The sequence below is a fragment of the Bradyrhizobium sp. WSM4872 genome (assembly GCF_055811715.1).
Map to the genome: position 1 here is coordinate 37792 of NZ_JBVVPT010000022.1, position 15858 is coordinate 53649.

Consider the following 15858-nt stretch of genomic DNA (forward strand, 5'->3'; position numbering starts at 1 on the left):
GGTCCTTCTTCATGAGCCAGTATGTCCTGCGTCGCCTCCTGATCGCGATTCCGAGCCTGCTCGGAATTTCGCTCGTGCTGTTCGTCGTGCTCGCACTAGCCCCGGGCGATCCCTTCTCGGAGCTGGCGACCAATCCGAACGTGCCGCCCGAAGTCGCTCTCGCGCTTCGGGCGAAGTTCGGCCTCGACGATCCGATCTACCTTCGTTACCTGCACTGGCTCAACGCCATGCTGCACGGCGACTGGGGTTTCTCCTTCGTCAGCCGGATGAACGTCGACACGCTCATTCTCCAGCGACTGCCAACGACGCTCTACGTGATCGGCTCGGCGCAGATTCTGGCGCTCCTGATCGCGATCCCGGTCGGGGTCTATGCCGCGACGAAACCTTATTCGCTGTTCGACCAGGTCGCCAACACGCTGGCCTTTGTCGGCTTCTCGCTGCCGACCTTCTTCACCGGCATCCTGTTCATCCTGATCTTCTCGGTCACGCTGGACTGGCTGCCTTTCGTCTACACGACTGACATCAAGGGCACGGGTATTCACTGGGTGCTGGAGATGATCCGTCAGGCGATCATGCCGGTGGCGGTGCTCGGCCTGTTCCAGGCTGCGTCGATGACGCGTTTCGTGCGCTCGGCGATGCTCGACGTGATCCGGCTCGACTATGTCACCACCGCGCGCGCCAAGGGCATCGGCCAGCGGCGGGTGATCATCAAGCACGTGATGCGCAACGCGATGATTCCGGTCGTCACGCTGATTGCGTTGCAAATCCCGGCGGTGTTCGGCGGCGCCATCGTCACCGAGCAGATTTTTCGCATCCCCGGCATCGGCTCGCTGCTGATCTCCTCCATCCTTTCCAACGACACGCCGGTGGTGATGGCCGTCACCTTCGTCTTTGCGTGCCTGGTCGTGCTGTTCAATCTCATCGCGGACGTTCTTTATGGCTGGCTTGACCCTCGCATCTCCCTCCGCTGAGCGGCGCGTCTACTCGCCCTGGCGCGAGACGTGGCGGCGCTATAGCCGGCACAAGCTTGCCGTGGTCAGTGCGTTCCTGCTCCTCGTTCTGATCCTGGCGGTGGTGGTCGGCCCCTTCGTCTGGCGGGTCAAGATCGACGACATCGATATCGTGGCGGGCATGCAGGGGCCGTCTCTGGCCCATCCCTTCGGCACCGACGATCTTGGGCAGGATATCCTCGCCCGGATGATCTATGGCGGGCGCATCTCGCTCGCGGTCGGTCTCGCCGCGATGCTGGTCTCGGTCTTCGTCGGCGTGCTGATCGGCGCGCTCGCCGGTATGTCGCGCGGCGCGCTCGGCCATGGGCTGATGTGGCTCACCGATCTCTTCCTGTCGCTGCCGCAATTGCCCCTGCTGCTGCTGCTGATCTATCTCTTCCGCGACGGGCTGAAGGCCGCTTTCGGCCCCGAGGGCGGCATTTTCATCCTGATCGTGCTCGTGATCGGTGGCTTGCGGTGGATGCCGGTCGCCCGCCTCGTTCGCGCCCAGTTCCTGTCGATCCGGGAGAAGGAATTCGTCGAAGCCGCGCGCGCGCTCGGGGCAAGCCCGGTGCGGCAGGTGGTGCGCCATATCCTGCCCAATGCGCTCGGTCCGGTGATCATCGCCGGCACGATCGACGTGGCCGCCGCCATCATCGCGGAATCCACGCTGTCCTTCCTCGGCCTCGGCTTCCCTCCGGATACGCCAACCTGGGGCCGGCTGCTCTATGATGCCAAGGACTTTCTCGACATCGGCCCGCATTGGGCGCTGTTCCCGGGCGGCGCAATCTTCATCGCTGTGGTCGCCATCAACTTCATCGGTGATGGCCTGCGCGACGCGCTCGATGCGCGGCGGGTGATCTGATGGCGCCGCTGCTCGAGATCAAGGGACTGAAAACCCACTTCTCCACCGACGACGGCATCCTCCAGGCCGTCGACGGTGTCGACATCTCCATCAACCGCGGCGAGACGCTCTGCGTCGTTGGCGAATCCGGCTGCGGCAAGACCGTCACCGCGATGTCGATCCTGAAGCTGATCGCGATGCCGCCGGGCCGCATCGCGGCGGGCGAGATCATCTTCGAGGGCCGCGATCTCGTGCCGCTGACGAGCAGTCAGCTCGACGAGATCCGCGCCAAGGAGATCGGCTTCATTTTCCAGGAGCCGATGACCTCGCTCAATCCAGTGCTGACGATCGGCGAGCAGATCGCCGAAAGCCTGCGCCGCCATGAGAACGTCACCAGGAAACAGGCGCTCGAGCGCACCATCGAGATGCTCAAGCTGGTGCAGATTCCCAACGCCGAAGGCCGCGTTCACAACTATCCGCATCAGTTCTCCGGCGGCATGCGCCAGCGCGTGATGATCGCGATGGCGCTTGCGTGCAAGCCGAAGCTGATCATCGCCGACGAGCCCACCACGGCTCTCGACGTCACCATTCAGGCGCAGATCCTCGACCTGCTCCAGGACATGAAGGAACGCTTCGGCATGGCGGTGATGTTGATCACCCATGCCATGGGCGTCGTCGCCGAGACCGCGCAACGCGTCGTTGTGATGTATGCCGGCAAGGTCGTGGAGGAGGCGCCTGTCGACGACCTCTTCGGCAATCCCGGCCATCCCTATACCCAGGGATTGATCCGCTCGATCCCGCGCATCGATCTCGCCAGCGAGCACAAGCTACGGCTGGAGGCGATCGGCGGCTCGGTGCCGATCCTGATCAATCCGCCGGTCGGCTGCCGCTTCGCTCCGCGCTGCCGCCACGCCATGAGCGTCTGCACCGAGAGGGAGCCGCTGCTGCGCGAGATCGCGCCCGGCCACCGCATGGCCTGTCATCTGGGAGATACGCAGTTGGGAGGCGCAGTATGACCGAGCCTTTGCTCCGCGTCAGCGGCCTGAAGAAATATTTCCCCGTGCATGGCGGGCTGTTGTCGCGCCAGGTCGGCAGCGTTTACGCGGTCGACGGGGTCTCGTTCTCGGTCAATCGCGGCGAGACGCTCGGCCTCGTCGGCGAATCCGGCTGCGGCAAGTCGACGACGGGACGCTGCGTGCTGCGCCTGATCGAGCCGACCGACGGCGAGGTCGTGTTCGACGGCCAGGACGTCGGCCAGCTCGGCGGCACCGATTTGCGCGCGATGCGGCGGAACATGCAGCTCGTGTTCCAGGACCCGTTCGCCTCCCTCAATCCGCGCATGACGGTCGGCGCCATCCTCGGCGAGGCGCTCGTCATCCATAAGCTCGGCTCATCGGCCAAGGAGCGCGAGGATCGCGTCGCGAGCTTGCTGGTGAAGGTCGGTCTCAAGGCCGAGCACATGCGCCGCTATCCGCATGAGTTTTCCGGCGGCCAGCGCCAGCGCATCGTGATCGCGCGCGCGCTCGCGGTCGAGCCGAAGCTGATCGTCTGCGACGAACCGGTGTCCGCGCTCGACGTCTCGATCCAGGCGCAGGTCATCAATTTGCTGGAAGATCTCCAGGCCGAGCTGAACCTCACCTATCTCTTTGTCGCGCATGATTTGTCGGTGGTCGAGCACATCTCCGACCGCGTCGCGGTGATGTATCTTGGCCGTATCGTCGAGCTCGCCAAGGCCAGCGACCTCTACCGCAATCCGCAGCATCCCTACACGAGGGCGCTGTTATCAGCGGTGCCGGTGCCCGATCCCAAGCTCAAGCGCGAGCGCATCCGCCTCAAGGGCGACGTTCCGAGCCCGATGAAGCCGCCGTCGGGCTGCCACTTCCACACCCGTTGTCCTATCGCCCAGCCGCGTTGCGCGGAAAGCGCACCGGAGCTGAAGGAAGGAGCGGGCGGGCACTTTGTGGCGTGCCATCTCGCCTGACGCCGACAAATGCGGAGCGCGCATTCATGCGTGAAGCAGGCCGTGCTCCGAAAGGGCCCGCCTGAAAGCCTCAACCGAGGTGTGGTGATGCGCGAACAGACCCGCCTCTCGCGCGCCGGCGACATTGGCCATGAGATCGTCGACGAACAGGACGCTCTCGGGTTTGACGTCGAGCTCCGACAGACAAAGCCGGAAGCAGCGCGGGTCCGGCTTCGCCGTCTTGAACCGGGCCGAGGCGTAGATTCGCGAGCCGAACAGTGGCGGCAATTCCGGCAGCAGCGCAGCGATATGGTCGGCGACCAGCGTGGTGTTGTTGGTCAGGACGGCAATATCGACGGTTTGACGCAAGCTGCCGGCAATCTCCAGCATCGCACGGTCGGCCTGCATTGAACGGCGTCGCGCCTCGATCTACTCGTCCAATGACAGCGGATAGCCGATGCGGTCACCGAAACCCTGCAAATACTCCGCGGCATCGAGAGTGCCGGAATCGCCGAGCAGCTCGAAGCCGCTGTCCCAGATCGCCTTGTGGACGGATTCGCTCGTGGTCCCCGCAACCTTCGCCAGCGATGCGACACGCTTTGCCCTGTCGTAGTCGCAGAGGACATTGTCCATGTCGAAGAGGACGAGTTTTATTCTACCAGCCACAGCAGCACTCTCGGATTGGCCGAACATCCGGCCGTGATTCAAGCCATACCGCGCTGGAGCGCAGGCGACAATCCGAGGCAACGGTCGATCCGTCACGCGCTCCTGGCGGGCCAGGGAACGACCTGCCCCGACATCACCAGCCGGTCACGGCCGTTGTCCTTGGCGGCGTAGAGCGCGCGATCGGCGGCGACGACCAGCGTGCTGCAGTCCGTCGTGGTTTGAGACGGAAGACTCGTCGCGCCGCCAACGCTTGCGGTCACCAGGCGCGAGGGGGGACTTTGCGCATGCAGAATGGCGAGATCGTGCAGCGCCTTGCGAATTGCTTCGCCGACCTCGGCGCAGCCCTCGGGGCCGGTGTTCGGCAACAGCACGGCGAATTCTTCGCCACCGTAGCGCGCCGCGAGGTCGGCTGGGCGCTTGGTGTGGGCTGATAGCATCCGGCCCAGCGCGCGCAGGCACCCGTCGCCCGCCGGATGTCCGTAATGGTCGTTGAACTTCTTGAAATGGTCGACATCGATCAGCAGGAGCGAGAGCTGGGTGCCGTCGCGCCTTGCGCGCGCCCATTCGTCCACGAGACGCTCGTCGAAGGCGCGCCGGTTGGCGAGGCCGGTGAGGCCGTCGGTCGTTGCAAGCGAGGCGAGCTTGTCCTGAAGATCCTTCTGCTCGGTCATGTCGCGCACCACCGCGACGACGCCGTCGATCTCGCCGCTGTCCGACGCCAGGGTCACGTGCAACGCTGCCTCCGCCCAGATCTCGCCCTTGTCGCGATGACGCTGGCGATAGACGAACCGCGCCTCCTCGGCCTCGCCATTCTTAAGAGCAGCGATGGCCTGCTCGACGCGCTCCATGTCGTCGGCGTGAATGCCCGCCAGTGCCGAGGTGGCCAGCAGCTCGTCGGAGGACCAGCCCGTGATGCGTACGCACGAGGGAGAAACGTAGAGCAGCCGGTTGTCCAGCCCGATCCGGGTCACCATGTCGCTGGATTGCTCGGCCAACAGGCGGAAGTTTGCTTCGTTGACGACGAGAGCCTGGGCCATGCGCTGCCGCTGCACGAGCTGACGGACCAGGTAGAAGCCGATCACGGCGATTAGCAGCACGAGGCCGAGGACGAAGGTCGTGCGCGCGGCGGCAGCGCGCCGCCAGGGCGCCAGCACGTCGTCCCGCGACTTGCTCGCGAGCACCATCAGAGGATAGCGGCTGCTGCGCTGGTAATAGCTCAGCCGCTGCACGCCATCGAGCGGTGATTTGAAATAGTAGACCGCCGCGGCGGGACGGCTTTCCCAATCCTTGAACAACGGCGTGTTGGACAGGTCACGCCCGACGAAGGCGGCAACATCATCGCGGCTGCGTGCCAGCAAAATGCCGCCATTGTTGAGCAGCGATGTCGAGCCGTTTGGACCGATGTCGAACCGTTCGTAGAACTTGACAAAATAGCCGACGTCGATCGTGAGCAGGGCAACGCCGGCGAAGCCGCCGTCGGCATCGTTGATCCGACGGGATGCAGTGATGATCCATTGTCCACCTGACCGGCTCTTGACGGGCGGCCCGATCAGCGTGCCCGTTTCCGGAGAGTCGCGATGGCGCTGGAAATATTCGCGGTCGCTGTTGTTGAGCTTGGAGAAGTCGAGGTGCTCGGTCGTGGCCAGCCACTGCCCGGTCGCGTCATAAACGAAGATCCCGCGGATGCGATCCGATGATTTCCGTGTCGGCAGATAGGCCTGAAGCTTGGTAATCGTGTCCGGACCCGTCCCGTCGATTTCGAGCCGATGGACCAGGCCTACGAGGATCGTATCAACGAGTTCGAACGTGTCGTCCGCGTGCTGGATCAGCGAATGCGCCAGATTGGCGACGTCGATCTCGGCGTTCCTGAGTTCGGCGTTGCGGGTTTCCCATTCGCGCCAGCCGCTCAAGCCGAGGATGGCGAAGCAGGTCAGTATGACGAAACCCGCCGCCCAGAGCGGAAGGCGCGTCTTTCCGAGTTCGCGGCCCGTGGCCATCAGGCTTGCTCCATTCCGGCGCAAACCTCCCACTTTGGCCTTAACGGCCTGTTGCAACATCCGTGCGGATCGTGCGCTTCCGGTCGGAACAGTCCTCGATAATTGACGGGCTATTGTCGAGCTAACCAGGCTGGCCTCGGGCGTCGGTTTCGCCTGGCCTTTCTGCCTCATTCATCCAGCGTGAAGCCGACGCGCAGCGTAACCTGGTAGTGGCGCACGGCACCGTTCTCGATATGGCCGCGCGTTTGCACCACCTCGAACCATTTCATCTCGCGAACGGTCTTGGCGGCACGGCTGACCGCGTTCTTGATCGCGTCCTCGATCGAGGTCTCGGACGATCCGACCAGTTCCAGGATCTTGTAGACGTGATCGTGCTCGGCTGTGGGCATCGCAAGTCTCCCCTCTTGTGCTGTGGCAGTGTGGCGTGTCGCCGACAATCGGCGCCTGTGGAAACGTCTGGCCTCGGCTTTGAACGGGCGCCGGCGCTTCAAGTTCCGTCCCCGAGGGAGACCCGCCGGCCGCTCGCCGCGCGCGGTGCTCCATTTTTTATAAGTGCACGAAAATCCGGATGGCGTGGGCGGGTGGCGCTCCCGAAATTGGCGCGCGGTCGCGGGCCTGCTCTTGCCCGTCCCGATACGAGCGAGCTAACCTCCCTTTCCTCTGGCATCTTCGAAGTGCGGTGATGATCGAGCGTTGGACGAGGGGCGCTCTGGCTGCGATCGGTCTCTGCATTGTGCCTGCGCCGGGCATCGCGCAGGACGATCTCGATGCTGCCCCGGCGAGCATGTCGCTGCAGGTCACGACTGATCCCTCCACCATCGAGTGCCGCCGGCTGGAGACGGTCAATCCGGCCTCGCTGGTCTTCTTGCCGCTGCGCCGGACCTTCAACGAAGATTTTGACGAGCATCCGCTGGCGAACGGACGATGGGTGCCGCACTACGCCGGTGGTGCGGCCTGGCCGGAGGCGCGCTACTGGGGCGGCGACGGCTCCGACTTCAAGCGCAAGACCAGCGCCAATGGCGAGCAACAGATCTATGTCGATCCGCGCTATGCGGGGCGCGCCGCGGCGCCGCTCGGGCTCGATCCGTTCAAGGTCAAGGACGGCGTGCTGTCGATCGTCGCCAGCCGCACGCCGCCGGGGTTGAAGCCGGTGCTGTTCAACAACGAGTACATCTCCGGGATCCTCACGACCCAGGGCACGTTCGCACAGAAGCACGGCTATTTCGAGATCCGCGCCAAGGTGCCGGTCGGGCATGCGGTGTGGCCGGCGTTCTGGATGCTGGCGGATGACGGCGGCTGGCCCCCGGAGGTCGACGTGCTGGAAGGCCGCGGCGAAAAGCCGGGTGATCTCGTGATGACGACGCATTGGCGGATTCCCTCGACCCAGAAGATCCAGTCCTGCGGCTTCGACTTCGCGGTCGGCGACGCTTCGAGCGCATTCCACACTTACGGTGTGCTGTGGGAGGAGGATCGCCTGGTCTATTTCATCGACCGCGGGCCGGTGTCCGACATCAAGGTACCGATCGGATTCGACGATCCCATGTACATGATCGTCAATCTCGCGATCGGATCGAAATTCTTTCTCGGCGTCGGACCTGTCGACGCGGAGTCGCCCTCTACCGTCGCATTCGAGATCGACCGGATTTCCGTCTATCAGATCGATTTGGAGCAGGCCCGGAGATAGCGATGGCAGCTGATTTCTCGCGGCTCGATCTTGCAGAAAATCGCGGGCCTTGGCGCGGTTGGCGCAGCGGCGATGCGCGGGCTCCACGCCGGCTTCATTGGTGTAGTCAGGCCAGTGTGGTGCACCTCATAAGGGCGTCATGGCACCTCATAAGGCTGTCATTCGAGCCCGAAAAGCCCCATGTTTTTCGGTGCGGGTTCGCCTCGCATGTCATCACAATATCTTAAAAAACTTCCGTGGTGGGGTTTGCACCTCATAAGATTGTCTTTTGAAACGCGAAGATCGACCGTAGAATTGCGACCCGTTTAGATGGCCCGTGGTGCGTTAGAAATTTGCCGACGACAGAATGGCCGAATTCGTCAATCACTTCCCCACAGGCTTCCTGGGCCCGTTAAAGGGCATCGACACAAACGGTAGCTCATGGGCGAGTGGATTCCGCCAGAATCGGCGCGTTTGAACGTAAATCGCCTGGTCACGGAGGCTTTTCGGCAATGTAAACGAGTTTCGGGCATCCGCCGCGGGCACAAATCGGCTCGCTTGAGCAGCGCTGGCCTACGGCGTGTGACGGTGCGACCTCTGCCGCCTTTAGCACGTTGCCCCATGAGGTTTGTTGGAAGCGGCCGCACTCGGCGGAGGTCGAGCCGTTGCGACCGCGGCGGCTCCCGGTTTCGCGCCGTCAGGCCGCCAAGTCTTCGGGCTGCTTGAACCTGAGATCGCTTTCGACCAGGGCCTTTAGCTCCCGCAGTTTCGCATCGACCTGTTCGCGGGAAAAGCCGTGGAAGCCGCACCGGCCCGCCGCCGGTTTGAGGCGGATTCCGAGCTTTGCGGCACGTGCCTCGACGCGGTCGACGTCGCAGCCCAGCGTCATGGCGGTCTCCTGCAGGCCAATGAACCTCTGCCGAAACCGAGCGAACGATTTCGCGGTCACCATCGCCTGGCCGTCGGTCTTCGCGGTGTAGAGAAACCGCTTATCGATCAGTTTTCGTACGACCGGGTTGGTCGTGGCGAGCGCGAGGGCGGCAACGGGAACGGGCAAGTCTTCTCGACTGGCCATCAGAACCAGCGCCGATCTGAGTTCTTGCCGGCCCACCAACGCGCCGGCGACCCCTGGCGACCTCGCGAGGTGCGCCACGACTTTCACGTGACCTTCTGCGATCAATCGCAGGAACAGGACGCCGGAAAGGTTGAAGCTTTGCCGTGCGTCGACGGCAGCCATCAGGCCTTCGGGTGGGGCGTCGACCGGCGGCGATTCGCCGAGTATTCGTGCGATGAAAGCATCCAAATCGCTTCGCAGAAAGGCGTATCGCTGTCTCCACTTGCGACCGCCGAACAGAGGAGCGATCATGCCGGACGAGATGAGCCCGTGCACGACTTTGCCTTCGACGCCAAGAATCGCTCTTGAGGATGTGAAATCCACGCTGTTTCGGAGATCTTTCGCGATCGCTCTGACGGCCTCACCGTCGAAGGCGAGGACATGTCCTTCGATGCCGCTAGGCCGTATGAGCCCGAGATTCACGCCGAGACTGCGCATCTGTTCTCTGATGATGCCGCATTCCTTGGCGGCTTTCTCCAGGGTGTAGGTGCCGGGCAGCACCGAAGCCTCTAGCGCGATGCGGCCGTTGAGATGGAAGTTTTCGTGGGCGTGCGCGACGAATGCGTCGAACAGGATCTCCGAGAAGGACCGGCCCCCCTTCGCGTTGAGCCAGTGATAAAGCCAACCGTATGCGGTGGTCAGCGCCGGTTCGGTATCGGGATTCGTCTTTCTGAATTCGGCGAGAAGGCCATCGAGCAGGCTGGCCAGGCCGCCCGTCGACAAAATCGAGAATCCCCGCCCGCGCACCGTGGCCGGATCCAGTCGGAGGGTGCCGGCACTCTGCCATTTTGGCGTCATTCCGCCGATCGCGGCGGCTCCGATCCGTTCCATGGTATCGACGGCGTCGTAGAAGCTCATGCCGTCGAGGAGGGGGCAGGGCGGCGCTTCGACGAGGCCGAAGCGCTTCAGCAGCGCCGCGTCCGCGGCGGCAACGTCCGGATCGGCCGGCTTGCGGGTGACCGGGACGTCACGGCTGCATTCTCCGCAGTAGAAGAGTTCGGAATCCTTCCAAGTGAGTTCGGTGTCGCTTCCGCAGCCGCAGCGATCGACCAGGCACAGATTGTGACGTGGGCAGGTGGCTACGGCGACGAAATCCCACCAGAAACGGTGGTGCCTGCTTTCCTCGAGGCAGGCCGGGCAGATCTTGCGTTTCGTCCGGTCCAACTGGTCTGCCCCGATGGGGACCCCGCGCAGCGACATTGTAACGGTGTTCCGTACTCGGTCGTTTCCGAAGGTACGTTCGGCGCGGGCATCTTTCGCCAGTTCGACCGGCGAGTCGCGCTCGAGGACGTATTGGGGGCACCGGATCGCCTTCGCGAAGGCCGCCATTGCGCTCCGCTTTCCCGAACGCAGATCGGACATGCGCACGCCCAGGCATTCGGCGACGGTCTTGACCGACGAATATCCGTTGAGTTCGACGAGGTGCAGGAGGAGCCCATGTGCGGGCTCCTCCGTCGCGGGTCGGCGCCATTTCGGGACGCCGATCGTGCCGGATGCCATGCTCAGTGCTTTCTTGCGAGAACGTCGTCGTTCGAACGGCTGCGGCGACCGGACGATGAGCCTCCCTTGCTTTGGGAGGTCTCATTGAACTTCTCGAGAAGCTCGGGAATCTCCATCATGAACCAGTTGTCCTTGTCGTCGACGCCGCTGTCGCGATAGGCGGCCTCGAGCACGCGGAGGTTCAGTTTGCTCATGCGCTTTTCGATGGCGAGATCTGTCGCCTGGAATAGGATTTCCATCATCTTTCCGACGTGGCCGTTGCCGGCACGCCAGAGGCGCAGGGCGAAGTGATACTTCGAGATCTCAGACGAAGCGTCGAAGGGCAGGACGATTGCCTGCGCATCGCTGCGGTCGTCGAGCGCCGCGCAGAAGTCGGTGAACGCAGTATCGCCGAAGCGGATATCCTTGCCGCCGTCCGTTCCCTCGCCTCGGATTGCGCCATCGCCCGCCACGAAGTCGTCGAGCGAGCACTTCAGGGGTTTGACTTCCACCTGCTTCTGCCTGAGGCGCAGCAATTGGTCGTTGGCGTTGTCGCCCTCGACGAGGTCGCGCATCCCGGGCAGGCCGACGCACACGACCTGAACGCGACACTTCATGATGATCTTGATGACGTCGGCCGCCTGGTATGAATCGAGACTTCCTTCCGTGAAGTGCTGAACCTCGTCGAAGATCATCATGCCGACCTTCTGCTGGTCGATCTGCTGCTTGATCTGATCGAAGGCTTCGCCGAAGTCGAACCGGCTCTTGAGCTTCACGCCCAGCGTCATGGCGACGCTGCGCAGGAACGAGTTGAACCGAGGGCGCGGCGGGACGACGATGACCACGACGTGGCGCAGCCAGCCGCTGTCGGCGGTCACTTCGTACACGGGGCGGATCGGCGTATCGGGGTGGCGCGGCCTGTGCCATTCCGAATCCGGGCGCTTGGACTTGAATTCCTCCGCCAGTTCGTCGACGAAGGCGGCGACGGCGGTGGATTTGCCGGTGCCGGTGTCGCCGAGGACGAATCCACCGTTCCCTTCGTTCTTGGTTCGCGACTGGCGATGGAGCCGCGCGCAGAAAGTCTTCACTTTCTTCACGTCGGGGGTTTCGATGACTTTGGATCCGAGCCATCGCAACCGGTCCTGATGGCTCATTTTGGCGAAATTCATGTTATTCTTTATTCCTCGTCGATTGGGCGTGAACGCACGGACGCCTTGCCGCCGAAGTTGTCTTCGACGAATTCGTCTTCGGAAGCTGGCGGCTGGCCTATGATCTTGGGCGGGGGCGGCGCCACCACCGCCTTCGCGACCGGCTTGCTCCGCTTCTTCCGCGGCGGCCGCGGAGGGGCGGCCGGTTCCGACGCGGACGCTGGCGCCGGCGTATCCGCCTTGCCCTCGTCGTCATCGCCGTCCACGTCCTCCTCGAGATCGAACTCTTCGAGATCGTCGGTCGCGCGCGGCGGCTGCGTTTGCCGTCCGGCGGCCGGTTGCGTGGCGTCGCGGTAGGGACCGGTCTCCGAGGGGTCGGCCTGCACCTTGGTCTCTCCGACGCGGTGCGGCTTCATCGGCCCGTCGTCCTCGGGATCGTGCACAGGCTGACGCACGGCTTCCCAGGCGCTGAGACCTTGCGACGTGAATTCGAGGTATCGCTTGTAGGCCTTGCTGTTCTGGTAGCCCGCGCGGATTCCTTCGACGAACTCCTTGATATCGGCGATCGCCTTTGCTCTGGCCTGTTCGCGCTCCATGCCGTGGATCTTCTGGTTCTTCTTGCGGTTGAATTCGATGAAGAACCACTGATCCAGCGAATATTCTCGCGCCTCAGTCGGCTCCTTAAGACGGCCGGTCAGCCATTTCTGCTTCTTCTCGTCCCAGACGTAGGCCTTTGACAGGTCGCGAGGATCGATGCGCACCGACACGTCGGCGTCCTGGGGGAGCCGTCCGCGCAGATTGGCGAACGCTTTCGAGTCCCACCGCAGACCGAGATATTTGACGCCGCCTCGCCGCAGGCAGCGGTTCACCACCACGCCCATGAGCGCTTCGAAGTGCTCTTTCGGCGCGGGCCGTACGGCGTGCTGGGTCGTCGTGCTGCGCGACCAAACTTCGGCGCGAGGAAGCCGCAGGGTCGGGTGGTCGCCCTGATGGTAGACGTCGATCACCCACATCGCGAGAATGAAGTTCAACTGGTCGATCGTGAGGACGGCGAATTGTTCTGACTTGTAGAACTCCCGTTCGTAGAACTTGGAGAACGTCGTGCCGGGAAGGCTGTGGATGAAATCTTCGAGCGTCCCGAACCAGCGCTCGATCTTGCCCTTGAGCCAAGGCTTGCGCTTCTTCGTCTGGAAGGACTTGATGCCCAGGAAGTCGAGCGTCTCGTCCATCGAACGCGATTTGAACTCGCGGCCGTGATCGGTGATCAGGAATTTCGGCAGGCCCTCGCACTTCCATTCGTTCTTGATCCCCTTCGCACCGCGATTCAGGCCTGCCATCAGATCTCCCTTTGGAAAGACCGCGATGCGGAGGGCATCCATGACGCTTACCCAGGAGGGCGGGGCGAAGCTGAGGGAGAATCCGACGATGCATCGGCTGTAGCGGTCGATGATGGCGGTGAGCCACGGGCGCGCGTAGGCCTTTCCGCTGAACGGATCGATGACGAAGACGTCGAGCGGAGTGTGGTCGACTTCCCATTGATGGTTCGCGTACGACCCTTGCGGGCCTAGTTCGACGGCCGAGAAGCGGCGCCTTGCTTCGTCGATCCCCAGTTGGCGGTTGGTGATCGTGAATTGACCGATGCGTCCGACGAGCCTGCTGACGAGGTTCTTGCCGAGAAGGCGTTCCCCGCCGCGATCTCGGGAGATCGCCGGAAGGTCCCGGCCGGCCGCGTTGTTGGTGACCTTGTTGCAGGCGAGCTTCAGCGCGTCGGCGTGGGTCGCCGGTGTGGGGCAAAGGATGGCTTCCTCGATCGCCTTGTCGACCTCTTCGCGCACCCATTCGGGATAGCGGGGACCGCGGTGGCCCTTGAGACAGTGAAGGGGCAGCAGGACACGGATGTCCTGCCCCGATGCGTAGTAGAGGCGGTAGAGGCGTCGGATCGTCCGCGGGCTGGGCGGGTTGGCTTCGGTCGGAGGCGGCGGCTGGTCGCCTTCGATGTCGCTCACGATCCGATTGATGAGCTTGTCGCGGACGGCCTCTTCTATCGTCGGCGGATCGTCATTCTCCTCGTCGAACGGTTCGGGCGCCAGAGGAGGCGCGAGCACGTGATCCGACCGCAGTTCTTCGAACACCTTCGAAATCGCATTCTTGATGTCCTCCTTGCGGCGGCGGAGTTTCTCAGGGAGGGCGTGGACCGCTCGAACGTAGCGCAGTCTACGGAGCGCGACCGTGCGATCGACGAAACTGAACACCTTGAAGTCGGTCGCGCGGGCACGCGCGATATGATCCACGAAGTTCTCGGGGAGGTCGTCGAGAACCAGTCTGAACTCGGTAGCCATGGCGAGCTGCTGCGCGCCCGTCAGCAGACGTTCGTCACCGGTCTTGAAATCCCGGTAGATCCTGCCGTCGCCGATGGCTTCGCCGGCGGTGTGCAGGATGCCGTCGAGCAATACTTTAGTGTCCGGTCTGATGCCGGTTAGAACGCGGCTGGACATTTACGCCTTACCCCTACGCGCGAGGATTGCAGAAAGAAGCGGAGAATCGGTAAACGGGCGGCGAGCCGCCCGTTTACCTGGTCTTAGTCACAAGGGTCGTCCGGTACGGACGAACGTGGTTTCCCAATCCCACTCGCGACGCGGGGAGAGCCGGATGAGGCCCTGCCAAGCGAGATGGATGGCGACGTCGAGGCCGTCGCCTCTTCCGCCGATCGTGCGTTCCAGATCGAGCACGCTTGAGCCGCTCGGCAGCTTGAGGACGCCGTCGATGCCCGCCTGGATGCGGTTCTTCGGAAAGAACCTGGTAACCACCCCGGAAGTCATCGTCGCGTTGTCGAGGCGCGGTTGGACGCGGATCTCGTTCTCCGTGTAGAGAGCGAAACCGTAGCCTTCTCCGATGGCCGCCCGCTCGATGGCCGCCCATTTCGCGCGCGCGTGCGCCGCTTCCTCGGCATCCTCCGGATAGAGGTCGAGCAGCGTCTTCACCTCGACGAGGATCCGACGCCTGTCGTCGCTGAGCGTCAGGGCGAAGTCCGGAATCCAGCTGCAGTGTCTGCCGTCGAAGAAATACTCGACGATCAACGGCTGCGCCTCGATCCCGAGCAGCGTGCGCAGGAACGCATCCGTCACCACCAGGAAGTCCATCTCGATCATGGACTCGAACGGAATGCCCTTCCATCCGCAGCGAGCCATCGGCACCTGCCCTGTATAGTTGTCCCGTGAAGGACGTCTTGGATCGCGAACGGTCATGGCACCCTCCTTCGGTTTGCCGGTGTCTCGATGCCGTGCTCGGCCAGGATGGAAGCGGGGATTCGCCGCAGCCACGATCGGCCGCGCCGGCGACTGCGGTTCGCGCAGCGACGGTTGATCCTGTCCAGCCGCTCGGCCTCGATCTGCACGATGATCGAAGCCACCCGGTAGCCGCCGATGAGCTCGACGACGTCGCCGACCGTGACGGTGGGCACGCCGCCGTCCGGACCTGGCGGAACGACCGCTTCACCGATGAAGGTGCCGGTCTCCCGGTCCGAACAGGTCACTCGGTAGTGAGCGACCGATTTGGCTTCGGGATCGCGCAGGACCAGGACCTCCCAGTCGATCCGGGAGAAGTCGAGGTCGTGGGATGTTGACGTGGTGCACATGGGTGCGCCCCCTTTCCTTCGGAGGCGGAGCTGCCGCGGACCGGGTGTTTCCGACGTCCCGCCGGAAACCGTTCACCGTGCCGCGGACTAGGCTCCGCCGTTCCCGCAAACGAGCCGTTTGCGGGTTTGCCTCGGGATCGACTTCGGGCTATGGACTGCGGTGATGAGACGCGACGCCCACGGCCCTCCATCGGGTTCGTCCGGATGTCGAAGGCAACGCTCCTGGCGGCGGAAGACCGGGCCCAAGAATCCCCGGTCCGTCGACGCGAAGGAGCGTTTCGCTTTTCAGCGACGCCCAAGACCTTCCGGTCGCCGCGCGACGGCGCGGCCCCTACGGAGGATCAATCAGGTTTGATGCACCTCC

At 63.6% G+C, this 15858-nt stretch carries 12 protein-coding genes and 1 pseudogene; 5 read left to right on the forward strand and 8 right to left on the reverse strand.

The window, feature by feature from the left end:
* Positions 1–11 precede the first annotated feature (11 nt).
* Genes AC0L3C_RS25405 through AC0L3C_RS25420 form a run of 4 tightly spaced genes read left to right on the forward strand, consistent with a single transcriptional unit; the run spans position 12 to position 3814 of the window.
* Entirely contained in the window at positions 12–971 is a 960-nt protein-coding gene (locus AC0L3C_RS25405) for an ABC transporter permease (RefSeq protein ID WP_007597394.1), read from the forward strand.
* Positions 937–1854 (forward strand): ABC transporter permease, encoded by a 918-nt coding sequence (locus AC0L3C_RS25410; RefSeq protein WP_007615333.1) that lies wholly within the window; start codon positions 937–939, stop codon positions 1852–1854. Before AC0L3C_RS25405 ends, AC0L3C_RS25410 begins: the two co-directional genes overlap by 35 nt.
* Positions 1854–2849, forward strand: coding sequence for an ABC transporter ATP-binding protein (locus AC0L3C_RS25415; protein ID WP_473409234.1), 996 nt, complete (start codon positions 1854–1856; stop codon positions 2847–2849). Before AC0L3C_RS25410 ends, AC0L3C_RS25415 begins: the two co-directional genes overlap by 1 nt.
* Positions 2846–3814 carry an ABC transporter ATP-binding protein gene (locus AC0L3C_RS25420; RefSeq protein WP_027565638.1) on the forward strand — a complete coding sequence of 323 codons (969 nt, stop codon included), beginning with the start codon at positions 2846–2848 and terminating at the stop codon, positions 3812–3814. Before AC0L3C_RS25415 ends, AC0L3C_RS25420 begins: the two co-directional genes overlap by 4 nt.
* 24 nt (positions 3815–3838) lie before the next feature.
* On the opposite strand, the pseudogene AC0L3C_RS25425 reads toward AC0L3C_RS25420, so the two are convergent.
* The 3 genes and pseudogenes from AC0L3C_RS25425 to AC0L3C_RS25435 form a co-directional block, all read right to left on the reverse strand.
* A pseudogene (locus tag AC0L3C_RS25425) lies at positions 3839–4486 on the reverse strand (HAD family hydrolase).
* 65 nt (positions 4487–4551) lie between these two features.
* On the reverse strand, positions 4552–6456 hold the full coding sequence (locus tag AC0L3C_RS25430; RefSeq protein ID WP_473409235.1) for a sensor domain-containing diguanylate cyclase: 1905 nt from the start codon (positions 6454–6456) through the stop codon (positions 4552–4554).
* Between the two features lie 167 nt (positions 6457–6623).
* Positions 6624–6845 carry a dodecin gene (locus AC0L3C_RS25435; protein ID WP_473263838.1) on the reverse strand — a complete coding sequence of 74 codons (222 nt, stop codon included), beginning with the start codon at positions 6843–6845 and terminating at the stop codon, positions 6624–6626.
* A 293-nt stretch (positions 6846–7138) separates the two neighbouring features.
* Between AC0L3C_RS25435 and AC0L3C_RS25440 the strand changes: the two genes are divergently transcribed.
* Positions 7139–8140, forward strand: coding sequence for a glycoside hydrolase family 16 protein (locus AC0L3C_RS25440; protein ID WP_473409236.1), 1002 nt, complete (start codon positions 7139–7141; stop codon positions 8138–8140).
* 676 nt (positions 8141–8816) lie between these two features.
* Here AC0L3C_RS25440 and AC0L3C_RS25445 read toward each other — a convergent pair.
* The 5 genes from AC0L3C_RS25445 to AC0L3C_RS25465 all read right to left on the reverse strand — a co-directional run bounded on the left by AC0L3C_RS25445 (position 8817) and on the right by AC0L3C_RS25465 (position 15494).
* A complete protein-coding gene (locus tag AC0L3C_RS25445) occupies positions 8817–10733 on the reverse strand; it encodes a TniQ family protein (protein WP_473409237.1) in 1917 nt (638 codons plus the stop codon).
* 2 nt (positions 10734–10735) lie between these two features.
* Positions 10736–11881 (reverse strand): AAA family ATPase, encoded by a 1146-nt coding sequence (locus AC0L3C_RS25450; RefSeq protein ID WP_473409238.1) that lies wholly within the window; start codon positions 11879–11881, stop codon positions 10736–10738.
* An 8-nt stretch (positions 11882–11889) separates the two neighbouring features.
* Complete coding sequence (locus AC0L3C_RS25455; RefSeq protein WP_473409239.1) at positions 11890–14355, reverse strand: Mu transposase C-terminal domain-containing protein; 2466 nt, start codon at positions 14353–14355, stop codon at positions 11890–11892.
* Positions 14356–14442: 87 nt separating this feature from the next.
* Positions 14443–15105, reverse strand: coding sequence for a TnsA endonuclease N-terminal domain-containing protein (locus AC0L3C_RS25460; protein WP_473409240.1), 663 nt, complete (start codon positions 15103–15105; stop codon positions 14443–14445).
* Positions 15102–15494 (reverse strand): hypothetical protein, encoded by a 393-nt coding sequence (locus tag AC0L3C_RS25465; RefSeq protein ID WP_473409241.1) that lies wholly within the window; start codon positions 15492–15494, stop codon positions 15102–15104. Before AC0L3C_RS25465 ends, AC0L3C_RS25460 begins: the two co-directional genes overlap by 4 nt.
* Positions 15495–15858 lie beyond the last annotated feature (364 nt).

Excerpts from the sequence above, each read along its gene's own strand:
- AC0L3C_RS25450 (WP_473409238.1), bottom strand. The coding sequence starts at position 11,881 with ATGAATTTCGCCAAAATGAGCCATCAGGACCGGTTGCGATGGCTCGGA.
- AC0L3C_RS25435 (WP_473263838.1), bottom strand. The coding sequence starts at position 6,845 with ATGCCCACAGCCGAGCACGATCACGTCTACAAGATCCTGGAACTGGTC.
- AC0L3C_RS25430 (WP_473409235.1), bottom strand. The coding sequence starts at position 6,456 with ATGGCCACGGGCCGCGAACTCGGAAAGACGCGCCTTCCGCTCTGGGCG.
- AC0L3C_RS25415 (WP_473409234.1), top strand. The coding sequence starts at position 1,854 with ATGGCGCCGCTGCTCGAGATCAAGGGACTGAAAACCCACTTCTCCACC.
- AC0L3C_RS25410 (WP_007615333.1), top strand. The coding sequence starts at position 937 with ATGGCTGGCTTGACCCTCGCATCTCCCTCCGCTGAGCGGCGCGTCTAC.
- AC0L3C_RS25460 (WP_473409240.1), bottom strand. The coding sequence starts at position 15,105 with ATGACCGTTCGCGATCCAAGACGTCCTTCACGGGACAACTATACAGGG.
- AC0L3C_RS25445 (WP_473409237.1), bottom strand. The coding sequence starts at position 10,733 with ATGGCATCCGGCACGATCGGCGTCCCGAAATGGCGCCGACCCGCGACG.
- AC0L3C_RS25420 (WP_027565638.1), top strand. The coding sequence starts at position 2,846 with ATGACCGAGCCTTTGCTCCGCGTCAGCGGCCTGAAGAAATATTTCCCC.
- AC0L3C_RS25405 (WP_007597394.1), top strand. The coding sequence starts at position 12 with ATGAGCCAGTATGTCCTGCGTCGCCTCCTGATCGCGATTCCGAGCCTG.
- AC0L3C_RS25440 (WP_473409236.1), top strand. The coding sequence starts at position 7,139 with ATGATCGAGCGTTGGACGAGGGGCGCTCTGGCTGCGATCGGTCTCTGC.
- AC0L3C_RS25455 (WP_473409239.1), bottom strand. The coding sequence starts at position 14,355 with ATGTCCAGCCGCGTTCTAACCGGCATCAGACCGGACACTAAAGTATTG.
- AC0L3C_RS25465 (WP_473409241.1), bottom strand. The coding sequence starts at position 15,494 with ATGTGCACCACGTCAACATCCCACGACCTCGACTTCTCCCGGATCGAC.